This window comes from Nocardia sp. NPDC059177 (assembly GCF_042755165.1).
Classification (GTDB): Bacteria; Actinomycetota; Actinomycetes; order Mycobacteriales; family Mycobacteriaceae; genus Nocardia.
On the sequence record NZ_JBHZBX010000011.1, the window covers coordinates 22,669 to 48,436 of the forward strand.

Sequence of the window (25,768 nt, forward strand, 5' to 3'; positions counted from 1 at the left end):
ACCGGCAATGGTGATAATCCTCGCGTGGATGCGCTGGATCTGAACTTGTTGCTCGCCTTGGACGCGCTGCTCGACACCAACAGCGTGACCGAGGCCGCCCGGCGTCTGGAAACCTCCACCTCGGCGATGAGCCGCACCCTGACCCGGCTGCGGACGGTGCTCGACGATCCGCTGCTGGTGCGCTCGGGCCGGTCGCTGGTGCCGACGCCGCGCGCGCTGGAGTTGCGCCACGACGTCGCCCATCTGGTCGAGCAGGCACGCGCGCTGCTCACCGCGCGCGAGAGCGGTGGATCCGGCCGGAGCCGGGATTTCGTTGTCCGCGTGGGGGATTCGGTGTCGGCGCGGCTGTCCGGGCCGCTGCTGGCCGCGGTGCGCGCCGAACTGCCCGGGGCGAGTGTGCGGTTCCTCGCCGCCGATCCCGGCGACGGCTCGGTGGCGCTGCGCGACGGCCGGGTCGACATCGAAGTCGGCATGCTCGGCCGTACCGACCCGGAAACGGTGGTCACCCGCCTGTTCGCCGACCGCTGGATCGGCGTGGCCGCCGCACACCACCGATTCGCCGCCGACCGCCCCACCGTGGCCGCCTACGCCTCGGCGCCCCACCTCGAGGTCTCACCCACCGGCCGCACGCACAGCCCGATCGACGACCGCCTGGCCCTGCACGGGCGCACCCGGCGCGTGGTCGCCACCGTCCCCGACCTGTCGACCGCGCTGTTCACCGTCTCGACCACCGAATTGGTCTGCCCCGCACCGGAACTGCTCTCCGCCCCCGCCCGCACCGCCCTCGGCCTGGCGATGTTCGACATCCCCCTCCCGCTCCCCGCCCCCGTCGTCGCGATGGCCTGGCACCCGCGCAACACCGCCGACGCGGGCCACCGAGCACTCCGCGACCTCGTCGCCGCCGTCCTCGACGATTCCCGCCACCCCGCCACCGCCCACACCGCCGTGCGGCCCGAAGCAGCCAGCGCCTAGCGGGTCTCGGCCTGCGCCCAGTCGGCGTTGGTTGCGCCTTGCCGGAGTTGGCCAGCGCTCGTCGGCCATGGCCTGCCCATTGCCAGCCTAGGCCTGCGCGTCGTCGGTATCGGCGGGGGCCTGCGTATTGCCGAGTTTGGTTTGCGCCGAGTTCCTGGTGATCGTGGCGGTCACCGGCGTGATCGAAGGCGACATCGCCCCAGGTGGCCAGCGGCGATGGTGTGCGCTTTGTCGACGTTGGTCTGCGTGTCGTGGGCGTTGGCCTGCGTATCGCGGGGTTGGCCTGCGTTTTGCCGGCGTCGGCCTGCGCGTGATCGGCGTTTGGCCTATGCCTGGCCGGTTTTGGCCTGCGCCCGGTCGGCCTTGGTCGGTCCGCCGCCTAGCCGACCTCGGGCGTCGGTGGGCCGAACACGTCGCGCCGGCCCGGCGGCAGACCTGACGACCGCTTCAATTCGTCGAGCATGGCTTGCAGTTTGTCGACGTGGGCTCGCTCGATGTCGAAGGCCCGGAACGTGCCTGTCACGGTGATGCCCGCGGCGTCGGTCGCTGTCGGCGGTGCCGGATCGGTCGGCCCCGGGGCTTCCCGGTCTCGGGGGAGGCCGATGGTCGGCGGGTCGTATTCCGCGGCGGTGGTGGACTCGGCCGGGTCGCCGAGCGGAGCGTAGGAATCTGGAGGTGTCCGGCTGTCGAACCTGTCGGCCGTCGTCTCGGCGGGATTCGCCGCGGCGCCGGTTGTCGCGGAGATCGCCGGAGTTTCGGGGGCAGGGCTGAATCCCGGATCGGCCGACCCGGTGAATCCTGTGGGCGGGGAATAGCCGGTCGACGGGGCGCGGTTCTTGGGCGGAGCCAGGCGAGCGGGCACGGTGGAGTCGACGGGTGTGGGCCGGGCGGGATCGAAGGCGCCCGCCGTGTCGCCGTAGGCCGCGCTGGGCGCCGTCATCCCGGAGCGAGCGTTGGCCCCACTCGGTTCGTCGGTGCTCGACGGGCTGTGGAACGGATCCTTGGGCTGCTCCTCGGTGGCCGATGGGCCGTGGAGCGGGAACCCGGGCACCGAAGCCGCGTCGCCGGGCGCGGACTGCGCGCTCGTTTCGTAGGACACGGCGGAGAACGGCGTCGGCGAACCATGGATCAGTGCGCCGGGAGTCGTTGCCGCGTCGGGGCCCGCAGCGCCGGATTCAGGGCCCGCTACACCGGATGCCGTCACGTCGTTCAGGTCCGCTGCGTGCGCGGCCTGGGAACCGGTCGGACCCGACATCCGAGGTGCGCCGTGATCCGAGAAATGCGTAGTCGAACTGAGCGCAGGCAATCGGTCCAAGGGCCCGGCAGCCGACGAGGCGTTCGGCTCGGGGACCGTGGTGGCGGTCGCCGTATCGAACGGGCTCGAGAGCCGGGGTCCGCTCCCCGCGGCGGGTCCGCTCGACAGCGGCGCCGGCGAACTCGGGGCCGAGGCGCCCGGTGACGTCGTGTGGGGTGCGCCGGAGTCGGTGGGTGCGGTGGCGAACGGTGCTGTGGTGCTGGGGGCTGACGCACCCGGTGTCGCTGACTCGTCGGTACTCGACTGGAACGGTGCGTCCGTGGGCGCTGTCGCAGGGGCCGACAGCCGGGGCACGGTGGTTTCGGTGCGCGACGTCGCTGTGGTCTCGACGGGCGCGACCGATTGGTGTGCGCCGGTGGGCACGGCCGAGAACGGCGCTGTGCTGTTGGGTGCCGAGGAAGTCGTCGGCGCTGCGGAATTCGTCGCCGGCATCGAATGCGGCGGCGTCGCGGCGGCGGGTGCTGCGGTGTCGGTGGGCACGGCCGGGAACGGTGCTGTGCTGTCGGGTGTCGAGGAGGGCGTCGGCGCTGCGGAATTCGTCGCCGAAGTCGAGTGTGGCGGGGTCGAGGCGGCGGGTGGTGGGGTGTCGGTGCTCGCGGCGGTGAAACGGTCGCGTGGCATGAAGTCGTCGAAGAGGGAGTCCAGGCGTCGGGGGGCGTCGGTGGTGAAGCCGTTGCGGGCGTGGCCGTTTCGCGGTGGCTCCGGCGTGGTCGGGTCGTCGCCGAAGGTCCAGTGGAGACCGCCGGGGGTGGACGGCGCGTCAGGGTGGTCGAAACCGTCGACCGGGGATCCGTTGTGGGCTGGATCGGTGTGGTCGCCCGCGGTCAGGCCGGCGAGGCGACGGTGCTGCGGATTGTCGCCGGTGACCTCGGACGCTGCGGCGGCCTGGTCGCGGTGGTCCTCGGGCACCGAGCGGGTGCCGTCGACGGACGGCCGCTCCGCGCCACCGGCGGACAACCTCTCCGGTGGCGCGGGCTGCCCGGCGGATCGGGCCGGGATGCTCTCGGCGGGTCTGCCCACCGGCCGCGCCCGTTCGATTCCGCGGTCGGCCGGGGAACTCGCCGGCGCGGCGACTTCGGTGGATTCCACCGAGAAGCGGCTGAAGCCATCGGTATTCGCCTCGGTGACCCCGCCGATCACCGTCGCGCCGGTGTCGGTGTCCCGGATGACGGGACGATCGTCGGACGTACTCGAACCCTCGGTCGCCGTGCCGGTATCCAGAGTGCGGTTGAGCGCGGAGAACGAGACCGCACGACCCGGAGCGACGGATCCGGCGCCGTTGGATTCCGTGCCTCTGGTGACGCCGTCGTCCGGCAAACGTTGCGGGGCTTGCCCTCCCACGGCTTCGATCACGGTGTCGTCGCTGAGCGTGCCGCGCGCAGTGCCAGTGTCCGGCAAACGTTGCGGGGCTAGCCGTTCCACCGCTTCGACCACGGTGTCGTCGCTCAACGTGCTACGCGCAGTGCCGCGCCCGGGTACCGCGATCTGGTCGGCGTCACGCGGACGCTCGATGGTCGTCCCCACGCCGGCCGCCACCCCACGGGGAGTGCTCGCGGCCTGGTCGTCGCCCGTCGCCCGGCGATCGGAATCCTGTCGTTCGACGGGACCGGCTGTCTCCTCGGGATCGCCGGCTCGATGACCCGCCGAGCGGGCCCCGCCGCCCAGACCGGTGGAAGGCTGTGGGGCCGAGTCGCTCTCGCGCTCCACGATCGCCACCGCCGAACGGTTCTCGACCTGCCCGGCCGGATCGAGTGTCGCCCGCGGCACCGGGGTGACGGTGATCGGCCAGGTCGGATCACCGAGGTGGTCGGTGGCGCTGCGCAGCGGGGAGTTGCGGCGCTCCAGCGGCGGCCGGGCGCCGTCGATATTGCGGAAGGGGTGCGGCGTCGCCGGTGTGGCGGCAACCTCGGCGGCCCGCTCGGCGGCTTCGGCGGCCTCCCGCACCTCCCGGCGGCTGCGCGTTCGGCCGGCCGGTCCGGGGGTGGGCTCGGGATCGCCGCCGTCGAGCGCGTCGAGCCGGGAACTCAACCGCGAAATGTCCTGTGACGCATGGAATGCCCACGACTCGAGCCGGCGGATGCGGGTCTGGTCGGGCACATCGTCGTCACTCGGGAAAGGGGGAACCTCCTGCTGGACGCGGGCAGCGACCACATCGAGCTTCTCGCTGACCTCACGCAAGGCCGCGGCGATACTCGCCAGCATCGAGCCGATGGTTTCGTCGTGCTCAGCGTGATTCATGCACACCCTACTTCCCGTGGTAGGCGAGCGGGCCCGCCTCGGCCGCAGCGATCATATCCACCGGTGCCGTCGCGTGCGTCGCGGCGGCGTCGTTGCACCGTTATCGATGGCACGCCGAAACGTTTCCGGATCGGGACCAACCGGACGCGCAACAGGCCCGGTCTGTGTATCGAAATGATCAAGATCTCGGGGACGTTCCGCGACGTCGGCACAATGAAATAGCTTGATATACAGGTCAAGTGACGTGTGTGATCTCGATCACCGATCGGCGACGCACCCGAGCGCGGGTCAAGGGGGCTGGCGGGGTGTCGGATGCTGCGGGAACCTGGTGTCCAGGGTGCGGGCGCGAGGCCCCTGGTGAGGGAGTGATGGTGTGAGAACGACGCGGCGCGGCGACAGCCAGGTGGTGTGCGGACGGCGAGCTCTGCTCGATGAGCTCGGCATCTCCGAGGGTGGCAGGCGCGCGACTCCCGAACGCACCGGCTACGGCTGCGGATGTCCGGAATGTGTAGCGGCGCAGTGGAATACCCAGCGGCTCGAGCACTGGATCTGTGGCCGGCTCACGGCTGCAGGCGCCGAGGAAGCCGAAGTGGACACCCGCGTCGATGACATCCCCGTCGACATCTACTGGCGTCGCGGTGACCGCCGCTGTGTCGTCGAGGTGCACAGCGGGCCCCTCGACATCACCGCCGCTCGCGAACACCGGAAACGGCTCCAGGCCGCAGGTATCGACGACGTGCTGTGGGTGTGCCCGCAGGGCTACTGGGTGCCACTGGTCCCCGCCGTCGGCATCGCCGACTTCGCACCGGCGGCCGGCGACTATCGCATCGACCAGGGCATGCTCGCCGCGGGCGAGTCGGGCTTCGCCGCCCCCGTGCGGGCGAGTGGGGAATTGCGTGACTTCCTGCAGGGCTGGGTGACCGGCGAAATCCATTGGGGTCACGCGGATCTGCGGACAGGAGGGTGGGCCGAGGTGGGCACTTGGGAACGGCATACCGCGGCACAGGCCGCGATGATCGAGCGTCAGCGCAACGAGCTGCGCGATCAGCGGGTGGAGCTGGCCGTCTCGCGTCAGGCCGTGCGGGAGAAGCAGAAGCTGGTGACGCGCCTGCACAACCGGATCGACCGGGCCGGGGTGAACGCCGACGCCGAGGCCATCACCCTGGCCGGGGTGCGCAGCGAACTGGTCGCCCAGCAGCGCATCGCGGCCGGTCTGCGCGCGACGATCGGGCGGATGGATCGCACGATCAATCAGTGGCAGTGGCTCACCTGCTGCGCCATGCTGCTCACCCTCACCCTCGTGGTCGGCGCGGCGGTCCTGCGCTGAGCCGCATCGGCAGCCGTTCCCAGCGCCAGTCGTTGCGCAGCACCAGCGCGGCCAGGTCGAGCAGGTCGAGGCCGGTGTCGGCGCACAGCGCGGCGAGCGCGGCGCGGTCGTAGGGCGCCTGCGCCAGCTCCCCGGCCACACGTGCCTGGATCGCGGGGTCGGTGGGCCGGGCGCGCAGCTGGGCCGGGCCGAGCGCGCTGCCGGTCCAGGTGAGCAGGCCCCAGCCGTGCTCGTCGGCGTAGGCGCGGGCGAGCTCGCTCTGGATCCGGGTGTGGTGGAAGGCTATTCGGCCCAGCGGCACCACGTCGACGAGGACGGCGCGGCCGTCGGTGAGCCGGGCGGCGACGGTCGGGTAGTGCGCGTGATCCGCGCCGTCGAGGTGATAGGTGAGCGCGGCCGGCTCCTCCTGGAAGGCGGCGACCGCGGGGGCGGCGTCGAGGGTGCGCAGCAGGCGCGCGGCCAGGGCGGAATCGTAGGCGATGTCGCGACCGGCCTTGGCCAGGTAGAACCGGCCGCGGCCGTCGTCGTCGCTGTCGGCGACGCGCGCCGACTGCGTGGGCAGGGGTGCCGGGGTGCCGGCGGGCCACTCGACGTCGGCGAGCAGGGCCTCCAGGTCGTCGGTGTCGTCGTCGGGGGCGTGCAGTTTGGCCAGGATGCTGGCGGTCTTCTTCTGCCAGCCCAGGATTCGCTGCATCACGTAGCCGGCGACGCGTTTGGCGTCGGTCTGGTCGTGACCGGCCAGGCGCAGCTTCAGATACGACCATTCCATCGCGACCAGATCGGTGTCGGTGGCATAGGTTTCGGCCAGCAGCGCGCGGGTCAGGCGGTGGTCGCCGGCCTCGCGCGGGTAGCGGTGCGCGAAGATCGCCGCCGAGCGATGCCCGGAGCGGCCCGCCTCGCGCAGGATCTGGCCGATCGCCTTGGTGTAGAGCTGACGGACGCGGTCGCGGGCCAGGTCGTAGCGGGCGCCGATGCGGGTGAGCGTTTCCGGGCGTTGCCCGCCGATGCCGAGGCGCAGGGCCACGATCCGCGCGTCGCGGGGCGCGCGTTCGGCATGGTCGGTGAGCAGTTCACCGACCAGCTCGTCGAGCTCTTCCAGCTCGAACGAGACGTCGGCGGCGATATCGTGGCCGACCTCGCTCGCGGTGCTCACAGTGCAACCTCCCTCGCTCGCCTCGGGCCAGCGTAGCGGGGGATACCGACAACTCAGGCGTCAGAGCGAGGTCAGGTACTCGCTGTAGAACAGGCACAGGCCGGTGGCCGAGGCGATTCCGGCCAGCACCCAGAACCGGATGATGACCGCCGTCTCCGGCCAGTTGTTGAGTTCGAAGTGGTGGTGGAACGGCGCCATCCGGAACAACCGGGTGTGGGTGGTCCGGAAGACGACGATCTGCAGCACCACCGACATGGCCTCGGCGACGAACAACCCGCCGAGCACGACCGCGAGCAGCTCGGTGTGGCTGGTGATCGACAGCCCGGCGAGCAGACCGCCCAGGCCGAGCGAACCGGTGTCGCCCATGAAAATCTTGGCCGGCGCGGCGTTCCACCAGAGGAATCCGATACACGCGGCCGCGCCCACGGCACTGATCATGGCCAGGTCCAGCGGGTCGCGCACGGTGTAGCAGGCGCGCCCGGGGCTGATCTCGCACGAGTTGTCGTACTGCCACAGCGTGATCACCACGTACGCGCCGAGGGTCAGGCTCATCGAGCCTGCGGCCAGGCCGTCGAGGCCGTCGGTGATGTTGACCGCGTTCGACCAGGCCACCACCAGCAAGACGATGAACGCGACGAAGAACAGCGCGGTGAAGGAGATGGTGCTGATGTCGCGGACGTAGGAGAGGTTGCGGCTGGCCGGGGTGAGCCCGGTGGCGCCGGGGAAGCGCAGCACGAGCACCGCGAACACCACCGCGGCGCTGATCTGGCCGAGGTACTTGCCCGCCGCGGTCAGTCCGAGATTGCGGTGTTTGCGCAGCTTGATCGAGTCGTCGAGGAACCCGACCACGCCCAGAGCGGAGGCCAGCAGCAGCACCAGGATCCCCGACGCGCTCGGCCCCGGCGCGTCCCACAGCAACCCGATCAGGTGCGATCCCAGATACCCGGACCAAACCCCGGCCCCGATGGCCAGCCCGCCCATCGTCGGCGTCCCGCGCTTGGTGTGATGGCTGGCCGGCCCGTCGATCCGGATCTCCTGCCCGAATCCCCGGCGCGCGAATATCCGGATCAGGACCGGGGTGAGCGTGATGGTGACGACGAGTGCGATCCCCGCCGCCAACAGGATCTGCCGCAATTGCTCGCCCCTCCACGTGGCCGGTCCGCGCCACCTCGACCCGCCCGGCGACGCCGAGTGCCGATCCTAGGGGAGCCCAGCCGGAATCCACCCGGCGAGTGACCTGCATTACATCCGAGACGGCGTGGTCACCGCCGGACAGTCGGCGCGACGGCCGCGCGCAGCGTGCCCGCGGGTGGCTTGCGCAGCGCGCGGTCGAGTTCGGCGAGCGGGATCGGCGCACCGACGACGTCCTGCCAGGGATGGCGATCGAGGGTGCGGCGCAGGAAGTCCACCGCGCGGTGCAGGTGCCGCGGCTCGTAGTTGTGCACGCCGGTGATGGTCAGCCAGCGTCGCTTGCGCGAACTGCTGCTCGCCGGCCGGGTGGAGCGCCGTGGTCGCACCACGATCGTGGCCCGGCCCAAGATCAGGCAGCCGCTCGCCATGGGCTCCTATACCGAGGCGGCCAAGGCGCAGGGTTTGTCCGCCGGCCGCATTCTGGTCGGCTGGACCGACCTGGTCGCCGACGAAGCCCTGTCCGCGACCTTGGCCGTCGAGGTCGGCGCACCGATCGTCCAGCTGGAGCGAGTGCTGACCACCGACGGTGTCGACGTCGGCCTGGAGACCACCAAGCTCCCGGCCGATCGCTATCCGGGGCTGGCCGGGTCCTTCGACTACCGCGATTCGCTGTACGCCGAAATCCGCAGCCGCGGAATCGTGTTCACCCGCACCGTCGACACGATCGAGACCGCGCTGCCCGACGCCCGCGAGTCGGCATTGCTGACCGTGGACGCCCGCACACCGATGTTCCTGCTGAACCGGGTCTCCTACGACCAGGACGGAATTCCGATCGAGCAGCGCCGTTCGCTGTACCGCGGCGACCGGATGACCTTCACCGCGATCATGCACGCCGATCAGCAGGCGGCGATGTGAGCCCGGGGGAAGACCAAGCTCTATGCCAGTGAGGCTATCGGGCAGGTCTGGTGATCACGCTGTTGACCCCCGTGGGAAGCACCTTTCGGCTCAGCTGCCCGGACTCGTCAACCGCGAGCATGACCCGTTCCTCGTAGTTGAGCCAGGCGACAAGGGCCCACATCGGCAGCCAGAGCCCGCAGGAGACAATGGAGAGGATCAGGTGGAGGATGTGGTTGGGCTTGTTGCCAAGTATGACTACCGCGTTGACCTCACCCCTGTACTCCAGCCTCGCACCGGCCCCGACCTCGTTTGCAATGGCTGTGTCAAGCTTGTTGCGATAGTCGTCCACCTGGGGGCTATCGCGTGACCCCGCCCGGCCGTTTCAACGCCAATGGGCGAGGCCCTACGCGGAGCTGACGATCGCCTTCAGGGCGGCAGCGTTGGAGCGTTTTGGCATGAAACCAAGAAAGGCCCCCTCGAAAGGGGGCCTGACTTGTGGTGCGCGATACTGGGATTGAACCAGTGACCTCTTCCGTGTCAGGGAAGCGCTCTCCCGCTGAGCTAATCGCGCGAGGTGGAGACGGGAATCGAACCCGTGTGCACGGCTTTGCAGGCCGTTGCCTCACCACTCGGCCACTCCACCGCGCAAAGGAGGATTGGCATAATGCCTTACCTACCTCTCGAGCGGATGACGGGATTCGAACCCGCGACCCTCACCTTGGCAAGGTGATGCGCTACCAGCTGCGCTACATCCGCATTCACACTTCCGGAGGCTGTCGGCCTGGCGGCTTCGCTGTCCTCCGTGGTGCGAGGAGAACATTAGCCGACGTTCGGCGCAGACTACAAATCGCCTGGTAGACGTGCCTGATTGTGAATTACAAGCATGTCGTTCAGGCAGGCTTGGGGGAGTGTTCATGCCCCGCGTGCACGGGGAAAGATTCCACACCACCACATGGTGCAACGTAGATATGCGCATCTATCAATGTCATGGCTTCGCCTGCGGGCTGCTCTCGCGCGCGTGCGTACGTGTGCGAAGAACGGGCAAGGATCCCGAACCTCCCGTTCACAAGGCGATTTGGTGTCACCGGGGTACCCCGTGCTAATGTTCCATCTCGTTCGAGAGGCCCACCGAAGCCCCTCGAAACGAGAGCACGGTCCCATAGCTCAGCGGGAGAGCGTCCGCCTCACACGCGGAAGGTCGCTGGTTCGAAACCAGCTGGGACCACGCACAATGGCTGGTCAGACATGGTTTTCATGTCGGGCCGGCCATTTTTGTTTGTCTGGATGCGCCTGCCCCTCGTGAATCTGAATCGATGCTTGCGGGAATATTGCGGGATCGCCATGTGGTGATGGAACGCACCGCGCCGTCGCACCGAAAAGGTTGGTCATAGCCCCAGTACGGCCGCCGTGTTGCCGCGCCATGCCGGTGGACCGGAGATCAGTTAGCTGGAAGTGTGCTGTGTGTACTGTTTGCGCGTCCTGGTCGACAGAGACGAGCGGTGGCCGTTCGTCTCATGAGGGTCGGAGGTTTGCGCACACATGGTTCGGCACAGCTCGGTTCCGCGTCCGGTGGTACTCACGCCCGGCGTCGCGACATCGCATTTCCGTCCCGTGCTGCTCGACGCATCGAGCCCGGAAGGACTGCGTGACCTGGCGGCGCTGGCAGCGTCGGGTGCGGTCGGTGCCGTGCACGACACGATCGAGGATCAGCTCGACGAACTGATCCGCTGCGAGGACCCCGCGGTCGCGCATTCGGCGGGCTCGCTGGCAGCGGCCCGGCACCGGATCTGCGGCGATACTCCGCTGTGGCAGTGGGGGACGTGGGTGTTCTATCCGTGGAACGGCCGGCTGGTGCATGTGCTGGCGCGCGAGGGATTCCAGCGGGTGCGGACCGACCGCAATCGCAACAAGATCGACCGGTCGCAGCAGCGCGACCTGCGCCGACGGCGGATCGGTGTGGTCGGGCTGTCGGTGGGCAACAGCGCGGCGGTGACGTTGGCGATGGAAGGGGTCGGCGGATCGTTCCGGTTGGCCGACTTCGACACCGTCGGGTTGTCGAATCTGAACCGGCTGCGGGCCGGGGTGGGTGAGCTCGGGGTTGCCAAGGCTGTGCTGGCGGCGCGGCAGATGTTCGAGATCGACCCCTATCTCGACATCGAAGTGTTCCCGGACGGGTTGACCGAGGAGTCGATCGGGCCGTTCTTCGATGGTGTGGGCGGCGACCGGCCGCTGGATCTGCTGGTGGAGGAATGCGACACCGTCTGGGCGAAAGTCGCCGCCCGGGAGTACGCGCGGCGCCGAGGCGTCCCGGTACTGATGGACGCCAACGATCGTGGCCTGCTGGATGTGGAGCGGTTCGATCACGAACCCCATCGCCCGCTGTTCCACGGCCGCACCGGCGGGTCGACCTCGTCGGATGTCGCGCGGATGAACCGGGGCGAACTGCTGACGTTCCTGCTGGCAGTGGTCGACGAACCGCGGCTGAGCCCGGCGATGCGCGACGCTGTCGGCGAGATCGGCCGGAGCCTGTCGAGCTGGCCGCAACTCGCCTCCGGGGTGATGCTCGGCGGCGCCTTGGTAGCGGACACAGCTCGCCGCATACTGCTCGGCGCGCCGATACCGTCGGGCCGGACCTATATCGACCTCGACGAACTCATACCCGCGGTAAGTCCATTGACGGCACCGGAATTCGCGCGGGTGATGGAGGCAGTCCGATGACGATCGACCTGCGCACTGTGGAACTGGCCGGCGCCCGGCTGCGCTTGCGCGATCTGCGCGCCGGTGACCTGGGCACCTATCAGCGGATCTTCACCGACCCGCGGCTGACCCGGTACATGGGCACCGACAGCATGGGCGTCGCGGCGGCCGCGGCGGCGTTCGACGCCGCCCTGTGCGCGCGCGGCGAGAGCCCGCGACGCAAATACACACTGGCGATCACGGCACCGGACGCGGACACCATGGTCGGCACCATCAGCCTGCTGGTCGAGGATTTCGGCAGCAACGCGATGATCGGCGGCCTGGTGGTGGTGCCGGAGGGGGCACTGCGTGCGGGTGGCATCGAGGCGGGACGGCTGCTGGCGGCATTCGCCTTCGGGCCGCTCGGGATTCACCGGGTCTGGGCGGGGCACCGGCACGACCATCCGGTGATGGACACCGTGATGGCAGGTGTCGGCTTGACGCCGGAGGCGCGGCTACGGCAGCTGTACCGGACCCAGGGGCAGTGGCGCGATGTGTGCACCTATGCGGCGGTACGGCCGGAATGGGCCGCGACCGCGACGCCCGCCGAACGCCGGATCCTGGCGTTACAGCCTTCCGCGGCAAGGGAACACGCCACCGTGGGCCGGTGAAGCCGGTATCGAACCCCGTCGAATCGGGCTCGGGGCGCGCCACGGCGCGATAGCATCGCCGACTACAGGCCCAGGCAAATCACTTTTGCCCGAATTGCCACCACCCCAAACGCGTAACGGTCGGCGACGGGAGGGATTCCACCGCCGACGATGATCCGAAGTGGAGATCGTCCATGGCAGTGCTGATCGACTCCGACTACTTCGCGCCGACAGACCGGCGGGAGGCGGTCACCGCGATCCTGCAGGAGGCCGACCTCGGGGCGAACCTGCAGATGTGGGACGCACCGGCCGAGGTGGTCAGCCGGCACCAGTCCTGGATGCTGGGTCCGATCGCGCTCACCCGCTCGGAGGTATCCGGTCATCAGGTCTGGCGAACCAGGCGGCACGAGCGATCCACGCCCAGTGACACTCTCACGGTCACGGTGCAGAACGGACAGGTCCGTAAGCACGAACAGTTCGGTGCGCAGACGCTGATCGAACCGGGCGCCTGCGAAGTGATCGACCTGGCCACCACCTTCGCCTCCGGCTGGCACGGGCTGGGTGGAACATTGTGTCTGCAGCTGTCCAGGGAACGTCTCGGCGTTTCCCCGGAACTGATCGTCGCGGCACACGGACGCCTGGCGGCGTCGCCGCTGTACCCGATGGTCACGGCGCAGATCCAGCATCTGGTCAGGATCGCCGACCAGCTCGAAACCGATCCCGCCGCCGCCGCGCTCGGCGAGTCGTGCATGGAAATGGTTCGGGCGCTCTTGATCTCGGCGGCGGGCCGCGGGCCGGGTGACGGCGGTGCCATCCCGGACCAGCTCATGATCGAGCAGATCCTCGGCTATGTGCGGACCCACCTGTCCGAGCCGACCTTGAAGATCCCCGGCATCGCCGCCGCCAACAACATCTCCGTGCGGCACCTGTACAAAGTGTGCGCGCAGTCGGGTATCAGCCTCGAGCAGTGGATCATCGAGCAACGTCTGTTCCGGGCCCGCGACATGCTGATCGACCGGGGCTACGCGCACCGGTCCATCGCGGCGGTGGCCGGTGCGGTGGGCTTCCGCGACGCCGCCCACTTCGCCCGGCGATTCCGCGAAGCGTTCGGCATGACACCGCGTGACTGGCGCCGCAGCACCGCCGACACGAACAACCCGAAGTAGCGGGCGCCCGCCTGCAAGCACAGGTGTGCGTGCACAGCCGGTTGCCGTGCAGCCACAGCCTCCTTCGCCGGCCGATTCGCCGATATCTTTCGACTGTGGCTCGAGAGAGAGGGGAGACCATGTCCACGACGATCGGCAAAGCGATTCGGGCAGCGCGGATGGCCTCCGGATTCACCCAGGCGGAGTTGGCCGACTGGATCGGAATCACGGACGGAAACCAGATCAGCCGTTGGGAACGCGATGTGGTGACACCCAGCGCGGGCAATGTCGGTGAGTTGTCGCGAGTTCTGGGAGTGCGTCTCGACAGGTCGGTCGGGAACGCGGTGTCGTGTTGAAACGCAGTGTCGTGTTGATCTGAACGCCGCTGGGTCGGCTCGATCCGGATCGAGCCGACCTCGCCATGTGTGATCTGGGTCATGCACACCTCACGACCGGGTATCCGCCTTCGGTGAATTTCCGGGCCTCAATACCATGGAAGGGCCGTATTGATCGAGGAACCTGAGGAGTTCTGTGACTACCGAACAACTGGACCGCTGGAACGCTCAGGAAGCCGCCGCCGAGGCGATGATCCCGATCATCGGCACCCTGTACCGGAGCAAGGGTGTGACGATCCTGCTGCACAGCCGGTCGCTGGTGAACAAGTCGGTGATCAGCATTCTGCGCACGCACCGCTTCGCCCGTCAGATCGAGGGCGAGGAGCTCTCGGTCGACGAGACCCTGCCGTTCCTGCAGGTGATCAGCGAGCTGGACCTCGGTCCGTGCAAGATCGACCTCGGTCTGCTGGTCAACGCCTACCGTGGCACGGCCGACGGCCGCTCGATCGCGGAGTTCACCGCCGCGGCGCTGGCCGAGGTGATCGACGGCAGGAAGGCGCAGTCACAGGGCCCGCGTGACGTGGTGCTCTACGGGTTCGGCCGGATCGGGCGCCTGGTCACCCGGCTGCTCATCGAGAAGGCCGGCTCGGGCAACGGGCTGACCCTGCGCGCGGTGGTGGTGCGCAAGGGCGGCGAGGACGATCTGACCAAGCGCGCCTCGCTGCTGCGCCGCGACTCGGTGCACGGTCACTTCAACGGCACCATCAAGGTCGACCTCGACAACGACACGATCACCGCCAACGGCAACGTCATCAAGTTCATCTACAGCGACGACCCGACCAGCATCGACTACACCGCCTACGGCATCGACAACGCCATCCTGATCGACAACACCGGCCGGTGGCGTGATCGCGACGGGCTGGCCCAGCACCTGCGCCCCGGCATCGCGAAGGTCGTGCTCACCGCGCCCGGCAAGGGTGACGTGCCCAATATCGTGCACGGCGTCAACCACCGCAGCCTCGACCTGTCCCAGCAGATCTTCTCGTGTGCCTCCTGCACCACGAACGCGATCGTGCCGCCGCTCAAGGCCATGGACGACGAGTACGGCATCCTGCGCGGGCACGTGGAAACGGTGCACTCGTTCACCAACGACCAGAACCTGCTCGACAACTACCACAAGGCCGACCGTCGCGGCCGCTCCGCGCCGTTCAACCTGGTGCTCACCGAGACCGGCGCGGCCTCGGCGGTGGCGAAGGCGATGCCGGACTTCAAGGCCAAGATCACCGGCAACTCGATCCGGGTGCCCACCCCGGACGTGTCGGTCGCCATCTTGAACCTGCACCTGGAGCGGGAGACGACCAAGGAGGACGTGCTCGCCTACCTGCGTCAGGTCTCCCTGGCCGGACCGCTCAGCCGCAACCTCGACTACACCGCGGCCACCGATGTCGTCTCGAGCGACTTCATCGGGTCGCGCGCGGCCTCGATCATCGACGCCAACGCCACCATCGTCGAGGGCGACACCGCGATTCTGTACGTCTGGTACGACAACGAATTCGGTTACTCCTGCCAGGTGGTGCGGACGGTGCAGTACATCTCGGGCATCGAGTACCCGACCTATCCGCAGGTCGGCGCGCAGGCCGAGGTGCGCGAGCTGGCCGGGGCCGACGCGGGCTGATATCCGGTCGGGCGGGTGCCGGGCGAGCGGTCCGGCACCCACCGGCTTGTCGAGCGGTTCGGTGTTGTGCATACTGGGCACATGACTACGAGTCGAAAGGGCGTACGGCGCCCGGGCCTTTGAGCCCCCTGCCGGTCCTGGAACCGGCTTCCCTCCCGCGTGATCGCGGGGAATTACCAGCACGTCTCGCCTTCTGGCTGCGGGTGCGCGAATTCGCGGTACCGACCAGCATGATCGATACGGCCACCGCTCGGCGGCAGGTCGGTGACTGGGCCGGGGCCTGCGCGGCCGCCCATGTCGACGTCGATCTCGATCTGCGGGCGACGGCGCGCCGCTATGGCGGCGAACTCGCGGCACGGGTGCGGGCGGATCTGCGTCAGCTGGCGCCGGATCTGCTGCGCTGGCATCTGCCCCGGGTCGCCCCGGACGGCTTGCTCCGGCCGGGACTGACCATGGCGCTGGCGCGCTACGAGTACGAAAACCACGACGGCGGAACGGATTCCGTCCAGCTGGTGGTACGTACCGCGCCCGCCTGGGCGGACTACGGGCAGCGGATCAGTCTCGCGCTGTGGGACGGAACCAGCGGCGGCCTGCATCCGCGTCCCCGGCCCGATCGGCGTTTCCGGCTCGACCTGCACCGTCATCTGTGGGACGCGCGCCGGACCGGTGAACTGCGAACACGTTCCAGCGCAGGAGAATTCGAGTCTGATACCGGCCTGCTGGCTGCGGTTCCGCAGGGCTGTGCCGTCGACAGATGGGCGGCCGAGGCGGCGATTCTGTTGCGTGCCGAGCAATCGACGACGGGGTTGTTCGTCGTGCGCGCCGGGACGCGACGGCAGCTGGTCCTGGAACTGGGTGCTGCCCGCGGTGCGTCGGGTCCCGGGCATGCCTCGCTGCGAGTAGCCGAAAAATATTCGCGCGCAACGGTATCCGCCCTGCCGGTGCTGCCCGACGCGGCGACCTGGGCGCTCCCCGATCTGGCCTTGCTGCGCGCGGGAGCGATCACGGCCGATCGGCTGCACCCCTTGGTCGCGGCGGCCCTTGACCCCGGCGGTGCGCGGGCGGACAGGACCACGCCCGAGGCCGGGCAGCGGATCGTGGACTGCCGGGGCGAACGGCATCGGATCGGTGTCGTCGACGGGGTGCTCGTCGCCCTGGATCACGATCCCGGCGAGATCCGGCGCGAAGAACTCCTGGTCGCCCTCACCGGCAGGCCGCTGCCCTGCCTGCGGGTCATCGACGAGGCGCACCGGCGGCCGGATTGGCTCGCCGAGGTGCGGCAACGCCTCGACCACGGCGACACCGACGGTGCGCTGGACCTGGTCGAGAGCGTGCTCGGCCAGGATGCCTCGCTGCGCGCCGGTCCGCTGCTGAACACGCTGGAAGCCGCTGTGCGGCAACGGATCACCTTCGGGCTATACCGGGCGGGCTTGCCCGCACCCGGTCGCGGCCGAGTGCGTCCTGTCCGGCCCGCCCGCGGTGAGCGCCGCGCCCATCCACGGCACGCGACCTTGCACTGACGCGACCTCGTGCTGACGCGACCTCGTGCTGACGCGACCTCGTGCTGACGCGACCTCGTGCTGACGCGACCTCGTACTGACGCGACCTCGTGCTGACGCAACCGGGCGCTGACACAACTGGGCGCTGACGCAACCGGGCGCTGACGCCCCGTGCGCTGACGCGACCGCGCACCCACTCATCCACTTCCTCACTCCCCGAAGGTGATTCCTCATGTCTGCACACACCATGACCCCCGCCACCGACTCCCAGCTCGACATCGCCGACGACCTGCTGACCCTGCTCGGCCGGGTCACCACCGAACCCCGCCCCGACACCCGCCTGGAGGCGCTGACCCTGGCGGTGGCCGCCGACCTGCCGGTGCTGCTGTGGGGCGAACCGGGTATCGGCAAGACTGCCGCGCTCACCCAGCTCGCCGACTCCCTCGACCTGCCGCTGACCACGGTGATCGCGAGCGTGCACGAGCCGTCGGACTTCGCCGGCCTGCCGATCATCGGCGACGACCCGGCGGTCGACGGCGTGCCGATGGCCCCGCCGGACTGGGCCGTCGAACTCGCGCGCACCGGCCGCGGCCTGCTGTTCCTCGACGAACTGTCGACCGCGCCGCCCGCGGTGCAGGCCGCGCTGCTGCGCGTGGTCCTGGAACGGCGGGTGGGCGCGCTGCAACTGCCGCCCGGTGTCCGTATCGTCGCCGCCGCCAACCCGCGTTCTTCGGCCGCTGACGGCTGGGAACTGAGCCCGCCGCTGGCCAACCGGTTCGTGCACCTGCAGTGGATCCACGATCACGAGGTGGTGGTGCGCGGACTCGGCGGGGTGTGGCCGCGCGCCACCCTGCCGCGGCTCGATCCCGGAAAGCTGCCGGAGGCAGTGGCTTTCGCGCGGCGCGCGGTGTGTGAGCTGCTGGCGGCCCGGCCCAAACTCGTGCATCAGATGCCCACCAGCGAGACCCGCAGGGGCGGTGCGTGGCCGTCCCCGCGCAGCTGGGAGATGACGCTGCGGCTGATCGCCTTCGCCACGGCGGCGGGTGTGGCGCGCGAGGTGCTGTCGCTGCTGGTGCGTGGCACGGTCGGCGACGGTGCCGGCTTCGAACTGCTGACCAGCATCGACCGGATGGATCTGCCCGACCCGGAGGTGCTGCTGGCCGACCCGGCCGCCGCCGAGCTGCCCACCCGCGGTGACCTGCGCCAGGCCGCCCTCGACGCGGTGGTGGCGGCGGTGCGGCGCCGACCGGAGCGGGAGCGCTGGGACGCGGCCTGGTCGCTGCTGGTCAAGGCGGTCGAGACCGGTGCCCCCGACCTGGTGGTGGTCCCCGCGACGACCCTGGCGACCCTGCGCCGCGACGACTGGGACGTGCCCGCCTCGATCGAAGCGCTGGCCGGCCTGGTCGGGGTGTCCCAGAGCGCCGAGCGGGCTGCGACCCGGGTCGCCGAGAAGGTGGGCCGATGACCGGCGAGCTCGATCTCGACAAGCTGTACGCGGCCCGCCTGCACGCGGTCAATGCCCGGCCCTACTTGGCGACCGCGCTGTACGCGCTGCATCTGGTCGAATCACCGCGGGTGCCGACGATGGGCGTCGACAAGTACTGGCGGTGCTACGTCTCCCCGGCCTACGTCGACCGGAAACCGGTGGAGGAACTCGCCTCGGTGCTGGTGCACGAGGTCTCCCACCTGCTGCGCGAGCACCACGCGCGCGGCGACCGCTATGCCCGCGAGCACGAGCTGACCGGGCCCGCGGAACGGCTCAGGATGAACATCGCCGCCGACGCCGAGATCAACGACGACGCCTTCGGTCACGGACTGGTCCACCTCACCGACGCGGTCCTGCCCGCCACCCTCGGCCTGCCCACCGGCCTGCTCATGGAGGACTATCTCGGGCAGTTCCGGCTCGGGCGCCACACCGAGGCGATGGCGTGGCTCGACTGCGGCAGCGGCGCCGACGGGTCGGACCGGCCCTGGGAACTGGGGCCCGACGGCGCCGACGGACTCAGCGAACAGGAACGCGACGCGGTCCGGTTCCGGGTGGCCCAGGGCATTGTCGGCCGGCCGGGCAACGCGCCGCAGCAGTGGCGGCGCTGGGCCGATCAGGCCCTGCATCCGCCGCAGCCGTGGCGGGTGCTGCTGGGTGCCGCGCTGCGCGGGGCCGTCTCGGCGCCCGGCGTCGGTCAGGACTACAGCTATCGGCGCCCGGCGCGCCGTTCGGTGAGTGTGCCCGGGGTGGTGCTGCCGAGCCTGCGCCGCACTCCGCCGAAGGTCAGCGTGGTCATCGACACTTCGGGGTCGGTCAGCGATCTGGAACTGGGCAGCGCGTTGCTGGAAGTCGCCGCTGTGGTCGCCGCGGTGGGCGGGCGCGAGTTGGTCTCGGTGTTCTGCTGCGATGCCGCGGTCGGCCTGGTCCATCCGCTGTGCCGGGCCGAGGGCATGGCGCTGATGGGCGGCGGCGGCACCGATCTGCGGGTCGGCTTCGCCAGGGCCCTGCGCACCTCGCCGCGCCCGGATGTGGTGGTGGTGCTGACCGACGGTCAGACACCGTGGCCTGCGGTCCAGCCGGCGTGCCGGACCATCGTCGGGCTGTTCCGCCGGGTCGGCGACTGGGACGAATCGAATCCGGATTACGTTCCGGACCGGCCGCCCGCGTGGGCTCGGGTGGTCGACATCGGCTGAGGCCGTGACGCATTCATGCACTGTGGTGCACGTCACATTTCTATCGCGATTCGATCCCCGCCTTTCCGTACGCTTGGGTAAGTCTTTACTATTGGCCCGACCCTGTGTCTCGGGTCGGTTCTCGCAGCTCAGCATCTATTGCCAGTGCATGTTCGACCGATGAACCGGGTGCCTTCCGCCCCGGCGAAGGAGAATGATGACCGACAATGATCCGGGCCCATCCGCGGTGATCAGCGCTTCACCGCCTTCGTCTCTCAGATCTGTTCTGCAGCACGATCTTCCGGCTTCGCTGGTGGTGTTCCTCGTTGCCCTGCCGTTGTCACTGGGGGTGGCGCTGGCCTCCGGTGCGCCGGTGGTGGCCGGCCTGATCGCGGCGGCGGTCGGGGGTGTGGTCGCCGGTCTGCTCGGCGGCTCGGTCATCCAGGTGAGCGGGCCGACGGCCAGTCTCGCGGTGGTCGTCGCCGGCGCCGTCGCGCAATACGGCTGGGCCGCAATGTGTTTCATCACCGTCGGAGCGGGGGTGCTACAGATCCTGTTCGGGCTCAGCCGGATCGCGCGCGCCGCGCTCGGCATCGCCCCGGTGGTCGTGCACGCCATGCTGGCCGGCATCGGCGTGATCATCGCCCTGCAGCAGGTCCATGTGCTGCTGGGCGGGACGACGGTCGGTTCGCCGCTGGCGAGTGTGCTGGCACTGCCCGAGCAGGTGATGTCGGTGCACGGCGGTGGACTGTTCGTCGGGCTGCTGGTGATCGCGGTGCTGATCGGCTGGCAGTACCTGCCGCGGCGGGTGCGGGTGGTGCCCGGTCCGCTGGTGGCGGTGGTCGTGGCGACGGTGGTGTCGCTGGTGCTGCCGCTCGGGGTGGAACGGGTCCGGCTGGACGGTTCGCTCATCGACGGCATCGGATTGCCCGCGTTGCCGCACGGGAGCTGGGCGCCGATCGCGCTCACCATGCTCGCCGTCGCGCTGATCGCCAGTGTGGAGACGCTGTTGTCGGCGGTCGCGGTGGACAAGATGCGCCCCGAACGGCGCACCGATTTCGACCGCGAGCTGCTCGGGCAGGGTGCGGCCAACATGACATCGGGCCTGCTCGGCGGGTTGCCGGTGGCGGCGGTCATCGTGCGCAGCATCACCAATGCCAACGCGGGCGCGCGCAGCAGGGCGGCGACGGTGCTGCACGGTTGCTGGGTGCTGGTGTTCGCGCTCGCGCTGGTGGGGCTGGTGCGTCAGATCCCGACGGCGGCGCTGGCCGGTCTGCTCGTGCTGATCGGGGTGCAGCTGGTGAAACTGGCTCACATCAAGCGCGCGCGGCGCACCGGCGACCTCTACGTGTACGTCATCACGGTGCTGGCTGTGGTGTCGCTGAACCTGTTGCAGGGCATGTTGATCGGGCTGATCGCGTCGTTCGCCCTGTTGCTGTGGCGGGTGGTGAAGTGCAGCATCGCCGCGACCGAGCGCGCCGACGGCAGCTGGCTGGTGCGGGTCGAGGGCCCATGCACCTTCCTGGCCGTGCCCAAGCTCACCGCCGAACTGGCCAAGGTGCCCACCGGTGCCGAGGTGACCGTGGAGCTGAGTGTGGATTTCCTCGATCACGCTGCCTGCGAACTGCTTTCGGACTGGACCGCCGAACGCGCGGCGGCCGGCGGCGTGGTCGACGTGGTCGAGCTGGGCACCGCGCGGATGGCCTGCGCGCACGACGGGCCGCCCGAACGGGGGCAGGCGCGCAAGGCGGTCGACGAAACGATCCGGCCGTGGCGCCGCAGCAACGGCGTGGACCCCATCGCGGCCGGCATCGCGGCCTATCACCGTGGTCACGCGCACCTGATGCGCCCGCACCTGGACCGGTTGCGCGACCGGCCCGACACCGACACGTTCTTCCTCACCTGCGCCGATGCCAGGATCGTGCCCAATGTCATCACCAGCAGCGGTCCCGGCGACCTGTTCACCGTGCGCAATGTCGGCAATCTGGTGCCGGTCGGCGGCAGCGACGTCTCGGTGGAAGCGGCGCTGATCTACGCGCTCGACAAGCTCGACGTGCGGTCGGTGGTGGTCTGCGGGCACAGCGGATGCGGGGCGATGGAAGCGCTGTACGGGCAGGTGCAGGCCGGTCCCGGCCTCGACGACTGGCTCGCCCACGCGCAACCGACACTGACGGCGTTCCAGCAGGGACACCCGGTCGCGGCGGCGGCCCGGCGCGCCGGATTCGGCCCGATCGATCAGCTCGGGATGGTGAACGTGGCCAGGCAGGTGGCGACGCTGGCCGACTATCCGGCGGTCCGCAGTGGCATGCGGGAGCGCGGGGTCGCGGTGTCGGGCCTGTTCTTCGATCTGGCCACCGCGCGGGTGATCGAGGTGACCGCGGACGGGATCGCCGAGTTCGACGACACGCGAAGCGGATTGGCGGCGGAGCCGGTATGAGTGATCGGGTGTGCGTCACACCACAGCGGGCCTGCGGTTATGGCGGCGCCCACTCTTTGTGCGGCACACTGGTTTTGCCATTTCTTTACTTATAGCTTGGATGGCGCGCTCCCGGTCCACCGTCGCACCGGGAGTTCTTCTGCTTCACCGTGCGAATCCGGTTCGAAGCCCGTACTGGACAGTTGATCGTCGACCGACCTCGGCCCGCGCGCCGAGTCGGCGGAGGAGAGTCATGTCTGTAGAGAACGATCTTGCACCGCCTCGTCCCGAGGCCGAAGTATCCGGCGGGTCACCCCGCCCGGCGTGGCGGCAGACGCTGATGCGTCATGATCTGCCCGCCTCCATCGTGGTCTTCCTCGTCGCGCTGCCGCTGTCGCTGGGCATCGCCGTCGCTTCCGGCGCACCTGTCGCCGCCGGCCTCGTCGCGGCCGTGATCGGCGGAATCGTAGCCGGTCTGCTGGGTGGATCCCTCCTGCAGGTCAGTGGCCCCGCCGCGGGCCTGACCGTGGTCGTCGCCGAATCCATCGACAAATTCGGTTGGCGTGGCACCTGTTTCATCGTCGTCGCGGCCGGGGTGTTACAGATCCTGTTCGGGCTCAGCCGGATCGCGCGCGCCGCGCTCGCCGTGGCACCCGTGGTGGTGCACGCGATGCTGGCAGGCATCGGTATCACCATCGCGTTGCAGCAGATCCACGTGCTGCTCGGCGGCTCCTCGCACAGCACCGCACTGCGCAACATTCTCGAACTTCCCGGCCAGCTGACGACCCTGCACGGCGGTGGCGCGCTGGTCGGCGCCACGGTGATCGTGGTCATGCTCGGCTGGAAACGTATGCCGCCCAAGCTGCGTGCCGTGCCGGGACCGCTGGTCGCCGTCGTCGCGGGCACCGTGCTGTCGCTGGTGCTGCCGACCGACATCGAGCGCATCGTGATCGACGGCTCCCTGTTCGATGCGCTGCAACTGCCCGAACTGCCCTCCGGCGGCTGGTCCGCGGTCGCCATGATGGTGCTCACCATCGCCCTCATCGCCAGCGTCGAAAGCCTGCTCTCGGCGGTGGCCGTGGACAAGATGCACACCGGTCCACGCACGAACTTCGACCGCGAACTCATCGGCCAGGGCTCGGCCAATGTGCTGTCGGGCCTGGTGGGCGGCCTGCCGATCACCGGTGTGATCGTGCGCAGCGCCACCAACGTGCAGGCGGGTGCGCGCAGCCGCGCCTCGGCGATCATGCACGGCTGCTGGATCCTGCTGTTCTCGGTGGCGCTGGTGGCGCTGGTCGAGCAGATCCCGACGGCCGCGCTGGCCGGTCTGCTGATCGTCATCGGTATCCAGCTCGTGAAGATGGCCCACATCCAGCTGGCCCGGCGCACCGGTGACCTGCTCGTCTACGTGACGACGATCCTGGCCGTGGTGTTCCTCAACCTGCTCGAGGGCGTGATCATCGGCCTCGCACTGGCTTTCGGGCTGCTGCTGTGGCGGGTGGTCCGGGTCCAGGTGAGTGCGGTGGCGCTGCCGGAGAGCGACCGCTGGCTGGTGAGCATCGACGGCTCGTGCACCTTCCTGGCGCTGCCGAAACTTTCGGGCGAGCTGGCCAAGGTGCCCGCGGGGGCTGAGGTGACGGTGGAGATGACCGTCGACTTCCTCGACCACGCCGCCTTCGAGGCGATCGAGGACTGGCAGCGGCAACAGGAAAGCAGCGGTGGCCGTGTCGATTTCGTCGAGATCGGCAGTGCGCGGATGGCCGGTGCCGCCGCGGCGCCGCCCGCGCGCGGGTTCGGCCGCCAGGTCTGGGACGAACTGCTCGGACCATGGCGCAACAACGAATCCGGTGGCGCCGCGGTGACCGCGGGCGTCTCGGCGTTCCATCGCAGCCACGCCCACGTGATGCGGCCGCACCTGGACGAACTGCGCGACAGTCAGGACCCGGATTCGTTCTTCCTGACCTGCTCGGATTCGCGGATCGTGCCGAACGTGATCACCAGCAGCGGGCCGGGTGACCTGTTCACCGTGCGCAATATCGGCAACCTGGTGCCGCGCAGCGGCGACGACTCGGTCGAGGCGGCGCTGGTGTTCGCCCTCGAGGAACTCGCCGTCCGCTCGGTGGTCGTGTGCGGGCACTCGTCCTGTGGCGCGATGAAGGCCGTCTATCAGGGCGCCGACACCGCGGGTGGCCTGAATTCCTGGCTGGGGCACGCCGAGCCGAGCCTCGAGCGTTTCCGCGCGGGCCACCCGGTCGCGCGCGCCGCGGGGGCGGCCGGGTACGGCGAGGTCGACCAGCTGAGCATGGTGAACGTGGCCGTGCAGCTCGAGACCCTGCACCGGCATCCGGCGGTGCGCCGGGCGATCGCCGAGCGTGGGCTGGTGGTGTCGGGCCTGTTCTTCGACATCGCGGGCGCCCGCGTGATCGAGGTGACGGCCGAGACGGTGCGCACCATCGACGACGAGGTCCCGGTCACTGTCTGAGGCGTGGATCGGGCACGGTCGGCGGTCGGCTCGTAGGCTGGAAAAATGATCAGCGAGCCGACCGCCGACGCCGACCGCGCCGACCTCGACTCCGGGGAGCCGGGGGACCGCACCACCGGAGCACCGGAACGGTGGACAGCAACCAGACAGCGCGGGCGCGCCTTCCGCCAACACATCGCCGCGCGCCCTACCCTGAACTTCGGCTATCGCGCCGCGGTCGGACTCTTCGGCGGCCTGGTCCTGCTCGTCGGCATCGTCACGATCCCGTACCCGGGGCCGGGCTGGGCGCTCGTGTTCGCCGGGTTCGGCATCCTGGCCACCGAATTCGTCTGGGCCCATCACACCCTGACCTGGGTGCGCGGCAAGTACCGGATCGTCATGGACTGGTACACCTCGCGGGGGTGGACGATCAAGGTACTGGGCGCGGTGGCCACCTTCGCCCTCGTCCTCGCGACGCTGTGGCTGCTCGGCACATTTTCGATGGTGGCAGGGTGGATCGGAGTCGATTGGCCATGGTTGCACAGTCCCCTGATGTCGTGAGCGCGGTCCCCGGACGGCTGCTCACCGATCCCGAATGGGTCGCGGCCCGGATCGGTGCGATGAGCCGGTCCTGGGGGACCCCGGTCCCGCGGGTCGGCGGCACCCTGTGGTGGTGCATGGCGGCCTCCGCGCTCGTCGACCAGATCGCCGGCGCCTACGCGGCGGGCGGGCCCGCCCCGATCGCCGCGCTCGACGAGATCGAATGCGAGGTCAGGCCCGATGGTGGCGTCGAGTACGTCCGGTTCCGCTCGGCGACCCTTGTCGGCGAACCCGGACAGACCCCACCCGCCGACCTCGCCTCGGCGACCGCCGCCGTCGGCACCGCGCTGCGCGAGACGCTGTCGGCGGTGATCCTGCAGGTCGCGGCGGTATCCGGGGCCGGGGTGCCCGCGCTGTGGGCGATCGTCACCGACGCCGTCGGTAACCGCGCCCTCGACGCGGGTGCACCGGCGGCGGGCAGCAGGCTCGCGGCCGACGTCGGCGCCCGGCTGCTCGCGCCCCGGTTCGTCACCGTCGGTGAGCGCACCTTCGTCAAGCGGGTCTCGTGCTGTCTGGTCTACGAGGTGCCCGGCTGCCAGATGTGCACCAGCTGCCCCAAGCGCCCGGCCGCCGAACGCGCCACGCTGCTGGCCCAGCTGCGGTGACGAGACGGACAACAC

General features: G+C 69.7%; 20 protein-coding genes and 4 tRNA genes. 16 read left to right on the forward strand and 8 right to left on the reverse strand.

Annotation, left to right across the window (positions count from 1 at the left end):
- Positions 1 to 24: 24 nt before the first annotated feature.
- A complete protein-coding gene (locus ACFXK0_RS15865; protein ID WP_379411003.1) occupies positions 25 to 972 on the forward strand; it encodes a LysR family transcriptional regulator in 948 nt (315 codons plus the stop codon).
- A gap of 379 nt (positions 973 to 1,351) precedes the next feature.
- Here ACFXK0_RS15865 and ACFXK0_RS15870 read toward each other — a convergent pair whose 3' ends face one another.
- A complete protein-coding gene (locus tag ACFXK0_RS15870) occupies positions 1,352 to 4,525 on the reverse strand; it encodes a hypothetical protein (RefSeq protein WP_379411004.1) in 3,174 nt (1,057 codons plus the stop codon).
- 373 nt (positions 4,526 to 4,898) lie between these two features.
- Between ACFXK0_RS15870 and ACFXK0_RS15875 the strand changes: the two genes are divergently transcribed.
- Positions 4,899 to 5,852 (forward strand): hypothetical protein, encoded by a 954-nt coding sequence (locus tag ACFXK0_RS15875; protein ID WP_379411005.1) that lies wholly within the window; start codon positions 4,899 to 4,901, stop codon positions 5,850 to 5,852.
- Here the strand turns inward: ACFXK0_RS15875 and ACFXK0_RS15880 are convergent.
- From ACFXK0_RS15880 to ACFXK0_RS15890, 3 genes are all read right to left on the reverse strand, one after another.
- Positions 5,818 to 7,005 (reverse strand): hypothetical protein, encoded by a 1,188-nt coding sequence (locus ACFXK0_RS15880; RefSeq protein ID WP_379411006.1) that lies wholly within the window; start codon positions 7,003 to 7,005, stop codon positions 5,818 to 5,820. The genes ACFXK0_RS15875 and ACFXK0_RS15880 overlap by 35 nt on opposite strands.
- A gap of 60 nt (positions 7,006 to 7,065) precedes the next feature.
- Positions 7,066 to 8,139 (reverse strand): phospho-N-acetylmuramoyl-pentapeptide-transferase, encoded by a 1,074-nt coding sequence (gene mraY / locus ACFXK0_RS15885; RefSeq protein WP_379411008.1) that lies wholly within the window; start codon positions 8,137 to 8,139, stop codon positions 7,066 to 7,068.
- Positions 8,140 to 8,267: 128 nt separating this feature from the next.
- Positions 8,268 to 8,450 (reverse strand): hypothetical protein, encoded by a 183-nt coding sequence (locus ACFXK0_RS15890; protein WP_379411009.1) that lies wholly within the window; start codon positions 8,448 to 8,450, stop codon positions 8,268 to 8,270.
- Positions 8,451 to 8,457: 7 nt separating this feature from the next.
- Between ACFXK0_RS15890 and ACFXK0_RS15895 the strand changes: the two genes are divergently transcribed.
- Entirely contained in the window at positions 8,458 to 9,051 is a 594-nt protein-coding gene (locus ACFXK0_RS15895) for a GntR family transcriptional regulator (RefSeq protein ID WP_379411010.1), read from the forward strand.
- 34 nt (positions 9,052 to 9,085) lie between these two features.
- Here ACFXK0_RS15895 and ACFXK0_RS15900 read toward each other — a convergent pair whose 3' ends face one another.
- From ACFXK0_RS15900 to ACFXK0_RS15915, 4 genes are all read right to left on the reverse strand, one after another.
- A complete protein-coding gene (locus tag ACFXK0_RS15900; protein WP_379411012.1) occupies positions 9,086 to 9,382 on the reverse strand; it encodes a hypothetical protein in 297 nt (98 codons plus the stop codon).
- Between the two features lie 147 nt (positions 9,383 to 9,529).
- A tRNA-Val gene (locus ACFXK0_RS15905) sits at positions 9,530 to 9,604 on the reverse strand.
- 1 nt (position 9,605) lies between these two features.
- Positions 9,606 to 9,676: transfer RNA gene (locus ACFXK0_RS15910), tRNA-Cys, on the reverse strand.
- A gap of 40 nt (positions 9,677 to 9,716) precedes the next feature.
- Positions 9,717 to 9,789 (reverse strand) — tRNA-Gly (locus tag ACFXK0_RS15915).
- Between the two features lie 397 nt (positions 9,790 to 10,186).
- Here ACFXK0_RS15915 and ACFXK0_RS15920 point away from each other — a divergent pair.
- The 13 genes from ACFXK0_RS15920 to ACFXK0_RS15980 all read left to right on the forward strand — a co-directional run bounded on the left by ACFXK0_RS15920 (position 10,187) and on the right by ACFXK0_RS15980 (position 25,753).
- A tRNA-Val gene (locus ACFXK0_RS15920) sits at positions 10,187 to 10,258 on the forward strand.
- Between the two features lie 314 nt (positions 10,259 to 10,572).
- The gene (locus tag ACFXK0_RS15925; protein WP_379411014.1) at positions 10,573 to 11,751 is read left to right on the forward strand and encodes a ThiF family adenylyltransferase; all 1,179 of its coding nucleotides are present in this window, start codon (positions 10,573 to 10,575) and stop codon (positions 11,749 to 11,751) included.
- Positions 11,748 to 12,380: a GNAT family N-acetyltransferase gene (locus ACFXK0_RS15930; protein WP_379411015.1), complete on the forward strand. Its 633-nt coding sequence runs from the start codon at positions 11,748 to 11,750 to the stop codon at positions 12,378 to 12,380. The genes ACFXK0_RS15925 and ACFXK0_RS15930 overlap by 4 nt, the downstream gene beginning before the upstream one ends.
- A gap of 173 nt (positions 12,381 to 12,553) precedes the next feature.
- Entirely contained in the window at positions 12,554 to 13,525 is a 972-nt protein-coding gene (locus tag ACFXK0_RS15935; RefSeq protein ID WP_379411017.1) for a helix-turn-helix domain-containing protein, read from the forward strand.
- A 119-nt stretch (positions 13,526 to 13,644) separates the two neighbouring features.
- Complete coding sequence (locus ACFXK0_RS15940) at positions 13,645 to 13,860, forward strand: helix-turn-helix transcriptional regulator (protein ID WP_379411018.1); 216 nt, start codon at positions 13,645 to 13,647, stop codon at positions 13,858 to 13,860.
- Between the two features lie 175 nt (positions 13,861 to 14,035).
- On the forward strand, positions 14,036 to 15,514 hold the full coding sequence (locus tag ACFXK0_RS15945) for a glyceraldehyde-3-phosphate dehydrogenase (protein WP_379411020.1): 1,479 nt from the start codon (positions 14,036 to 14,038) through the stop codon (positions 15,512 to 15,514).
- 119 nt (positions 15,515 to 15,633) lie between these two features.
- Complete coding sequence (locus ACFXK0_RS15950) at positions 15,634 to 17,034, forward strand: hypothetical protein (protein WP_379411022.1); 1,401 nt, start codon at positions 15,634 to 15,636, stop codon at positions 17,032 to 17,034.
- Between the two features lie 211 nt (positions 17,035 to 17,245).
- Positions 17,246 to 18,478: an AAA family ATPase gene (locus tag ACFXK0_RS15955; protein WP_379411023.1), complete on the forward strand. Its 1,233-nt coding sequence runs from the start codon at positions 17,246 to 17,248 to the stop codon at positions 18,476 to 18,478.
- On the forward strand, positions 18,475 to 19,692 hold the full coding sequence (locus ACFXK0_RS15960; protein WP_379411025.1) for a VWA-like domain-containing protein: 1,218 nt from the start codon (positions 18,475 to 18,477) through the stop codon (positions 19,690 to 19,692). Before ACFXK0_RS15955 ends, ACFXK0_RS15960 begins: the two co-directional genes overlap by 4 nt.
- A gap of 193 nt (positions 19,693 to 19,885) precedes the next feature.
- Positions 19,886 to 22,108: a SulP family inorganic anion transporter gene (locus tag ACFXK0_RS15965; RefSeq protein WP_379411026.1), complete on the forward strand. Its 2,223-nt coding sequence runs from the start codon at positions 19,886 to 19,888 to the stop codon at positions 22,106 to 22,108.
- Between the two features lie 232 nt (positions 22,109 to 22,340).
- Complete coding sequence (locus tag ACFXK0_RS15970; protein ID WP_379411027.1) at positions 22,341 to 24,569, forward strand: solute carrier family 23 protein; 2,229 nt, start codon at positions 22,341 to 22,343, stop codon at positions 24,567 to 24,569.
- Positions 24,570 to 24,614: 45 nt separating this feature from the next.
- Positions 24,615 to 25,109, forward strand: coding sequence for a TIGR02611 family protein (locus ACFXK0_RS15975; RefSeq protein ID WP_379411028.1), 495 nt, complete (start codon positions 24,615 to 24,617; stop codon positions 25,107 to 25,109).
- The gene (locus ACFXK0_RS15980; protein WP_379411029.1) at positions 25,106 to 25,753 is read left to right on the forward strand and encodes a (2Fe-2S)-binding protein; all 648 of its coding nucleotides are present in this window, start codon (positions 25,106 to 25,108) and stop codon (positions 25,751 to 25,753) included. The genes ACFXK0_RS15975 and ACFXK0_RS15980 overlap by 4 nt, the downstream gene beginning before the upstream one ends.
- Positions 25,754 to 25,768: the final 15 nt, after the last annotated feature.

What these genes read in the sequence shown, in the direction of transcription:
- ACFXK0_RS15870 (WP_379411004.1), bottom strand. Translation starts at nt 4,525, where the DNA reads ATGAATCACGCTGAGCACGACGAAACCATCGGCTCGATGCTGGCGAGT.
- ACFXK0_RS15895 (WP_379411010.1), top strand. Translation starts at nt 8,458, where the DNA reads ATGGTCAGCCAGCGTCGCTTGCGCGAACTGCTGCTCGCCGGCCGGGTG.
- ACFXK0_RS15925 (WP_379411014.1), top strand. Translation starts at nt 10,573, where the DNA reads ATGGTTCGGCACAGCTCGGTTCCGCGTCCGGTGGTACTCACGCCCGGC.
- ACFXK0_RS15930 (WP_379411015.1), top strand. Translation starts at nt 11,748, where the DNA reads ATGACGATCGACCTGCGCACTGTGGAACTGGCCGGCGCCCGGCTGCGC.
- ACFXK0_RS15935 (WP_379411017.1), top strand. Translation starts at nt 12,554, where the DNA reads ATGGCAGTGCTGATCGACTCCGACTACTTCGCGCCGACAGACCGGCGG.
- ACFXK0_RS15940 (WP_379411018.1), top strand. Translation starts at nt 13,645, where the DNA reads ATGTCCACGACGATCGGCAAAGCGATTCGGGCAGCGCGGATGGCCTCC.
- ACFXK0_RS15955 (WP_379411023.1), top strand. Translation starts at nt 17,246, where the DNA reads ATGTCTGCACACACCATGACCCCCGCCACCGACTCCCAGCTCGACATC.
- ACFXK0_RS15960 (WP_379411025.1), top strand. Translation starts at nt 18,475, where the DNA reads ATGACCGGCGAGCTCGATCTCGACAAGCTGTACGCGGCCCGCCTGCAC.
- ACFXK0_RS15965 (WP_379411026.1), top strand. Translation starts at nt 19,886, where the DNA reads ATGATGACCGACAATGATCCGGGCCCATCCGCGGTGATCAGCGCTTCA.
- ACFXK0_RS15970 (WP_379411027.1), top strand. Translation starts at nt 22,341, where the DNA reads ATGTCTGTAGAGAACGATCTTGCACCGCCTCGTCCCGAGGCCGAAGTA.
- ACFXK0_RS15975 (WP_379411028.1), top strand. Translation starts at nt 24,615, where the DNA reads ATGATCAGCGAGCCGACCGCCGACGCCGACCGCGCCGACCTCGACTCC.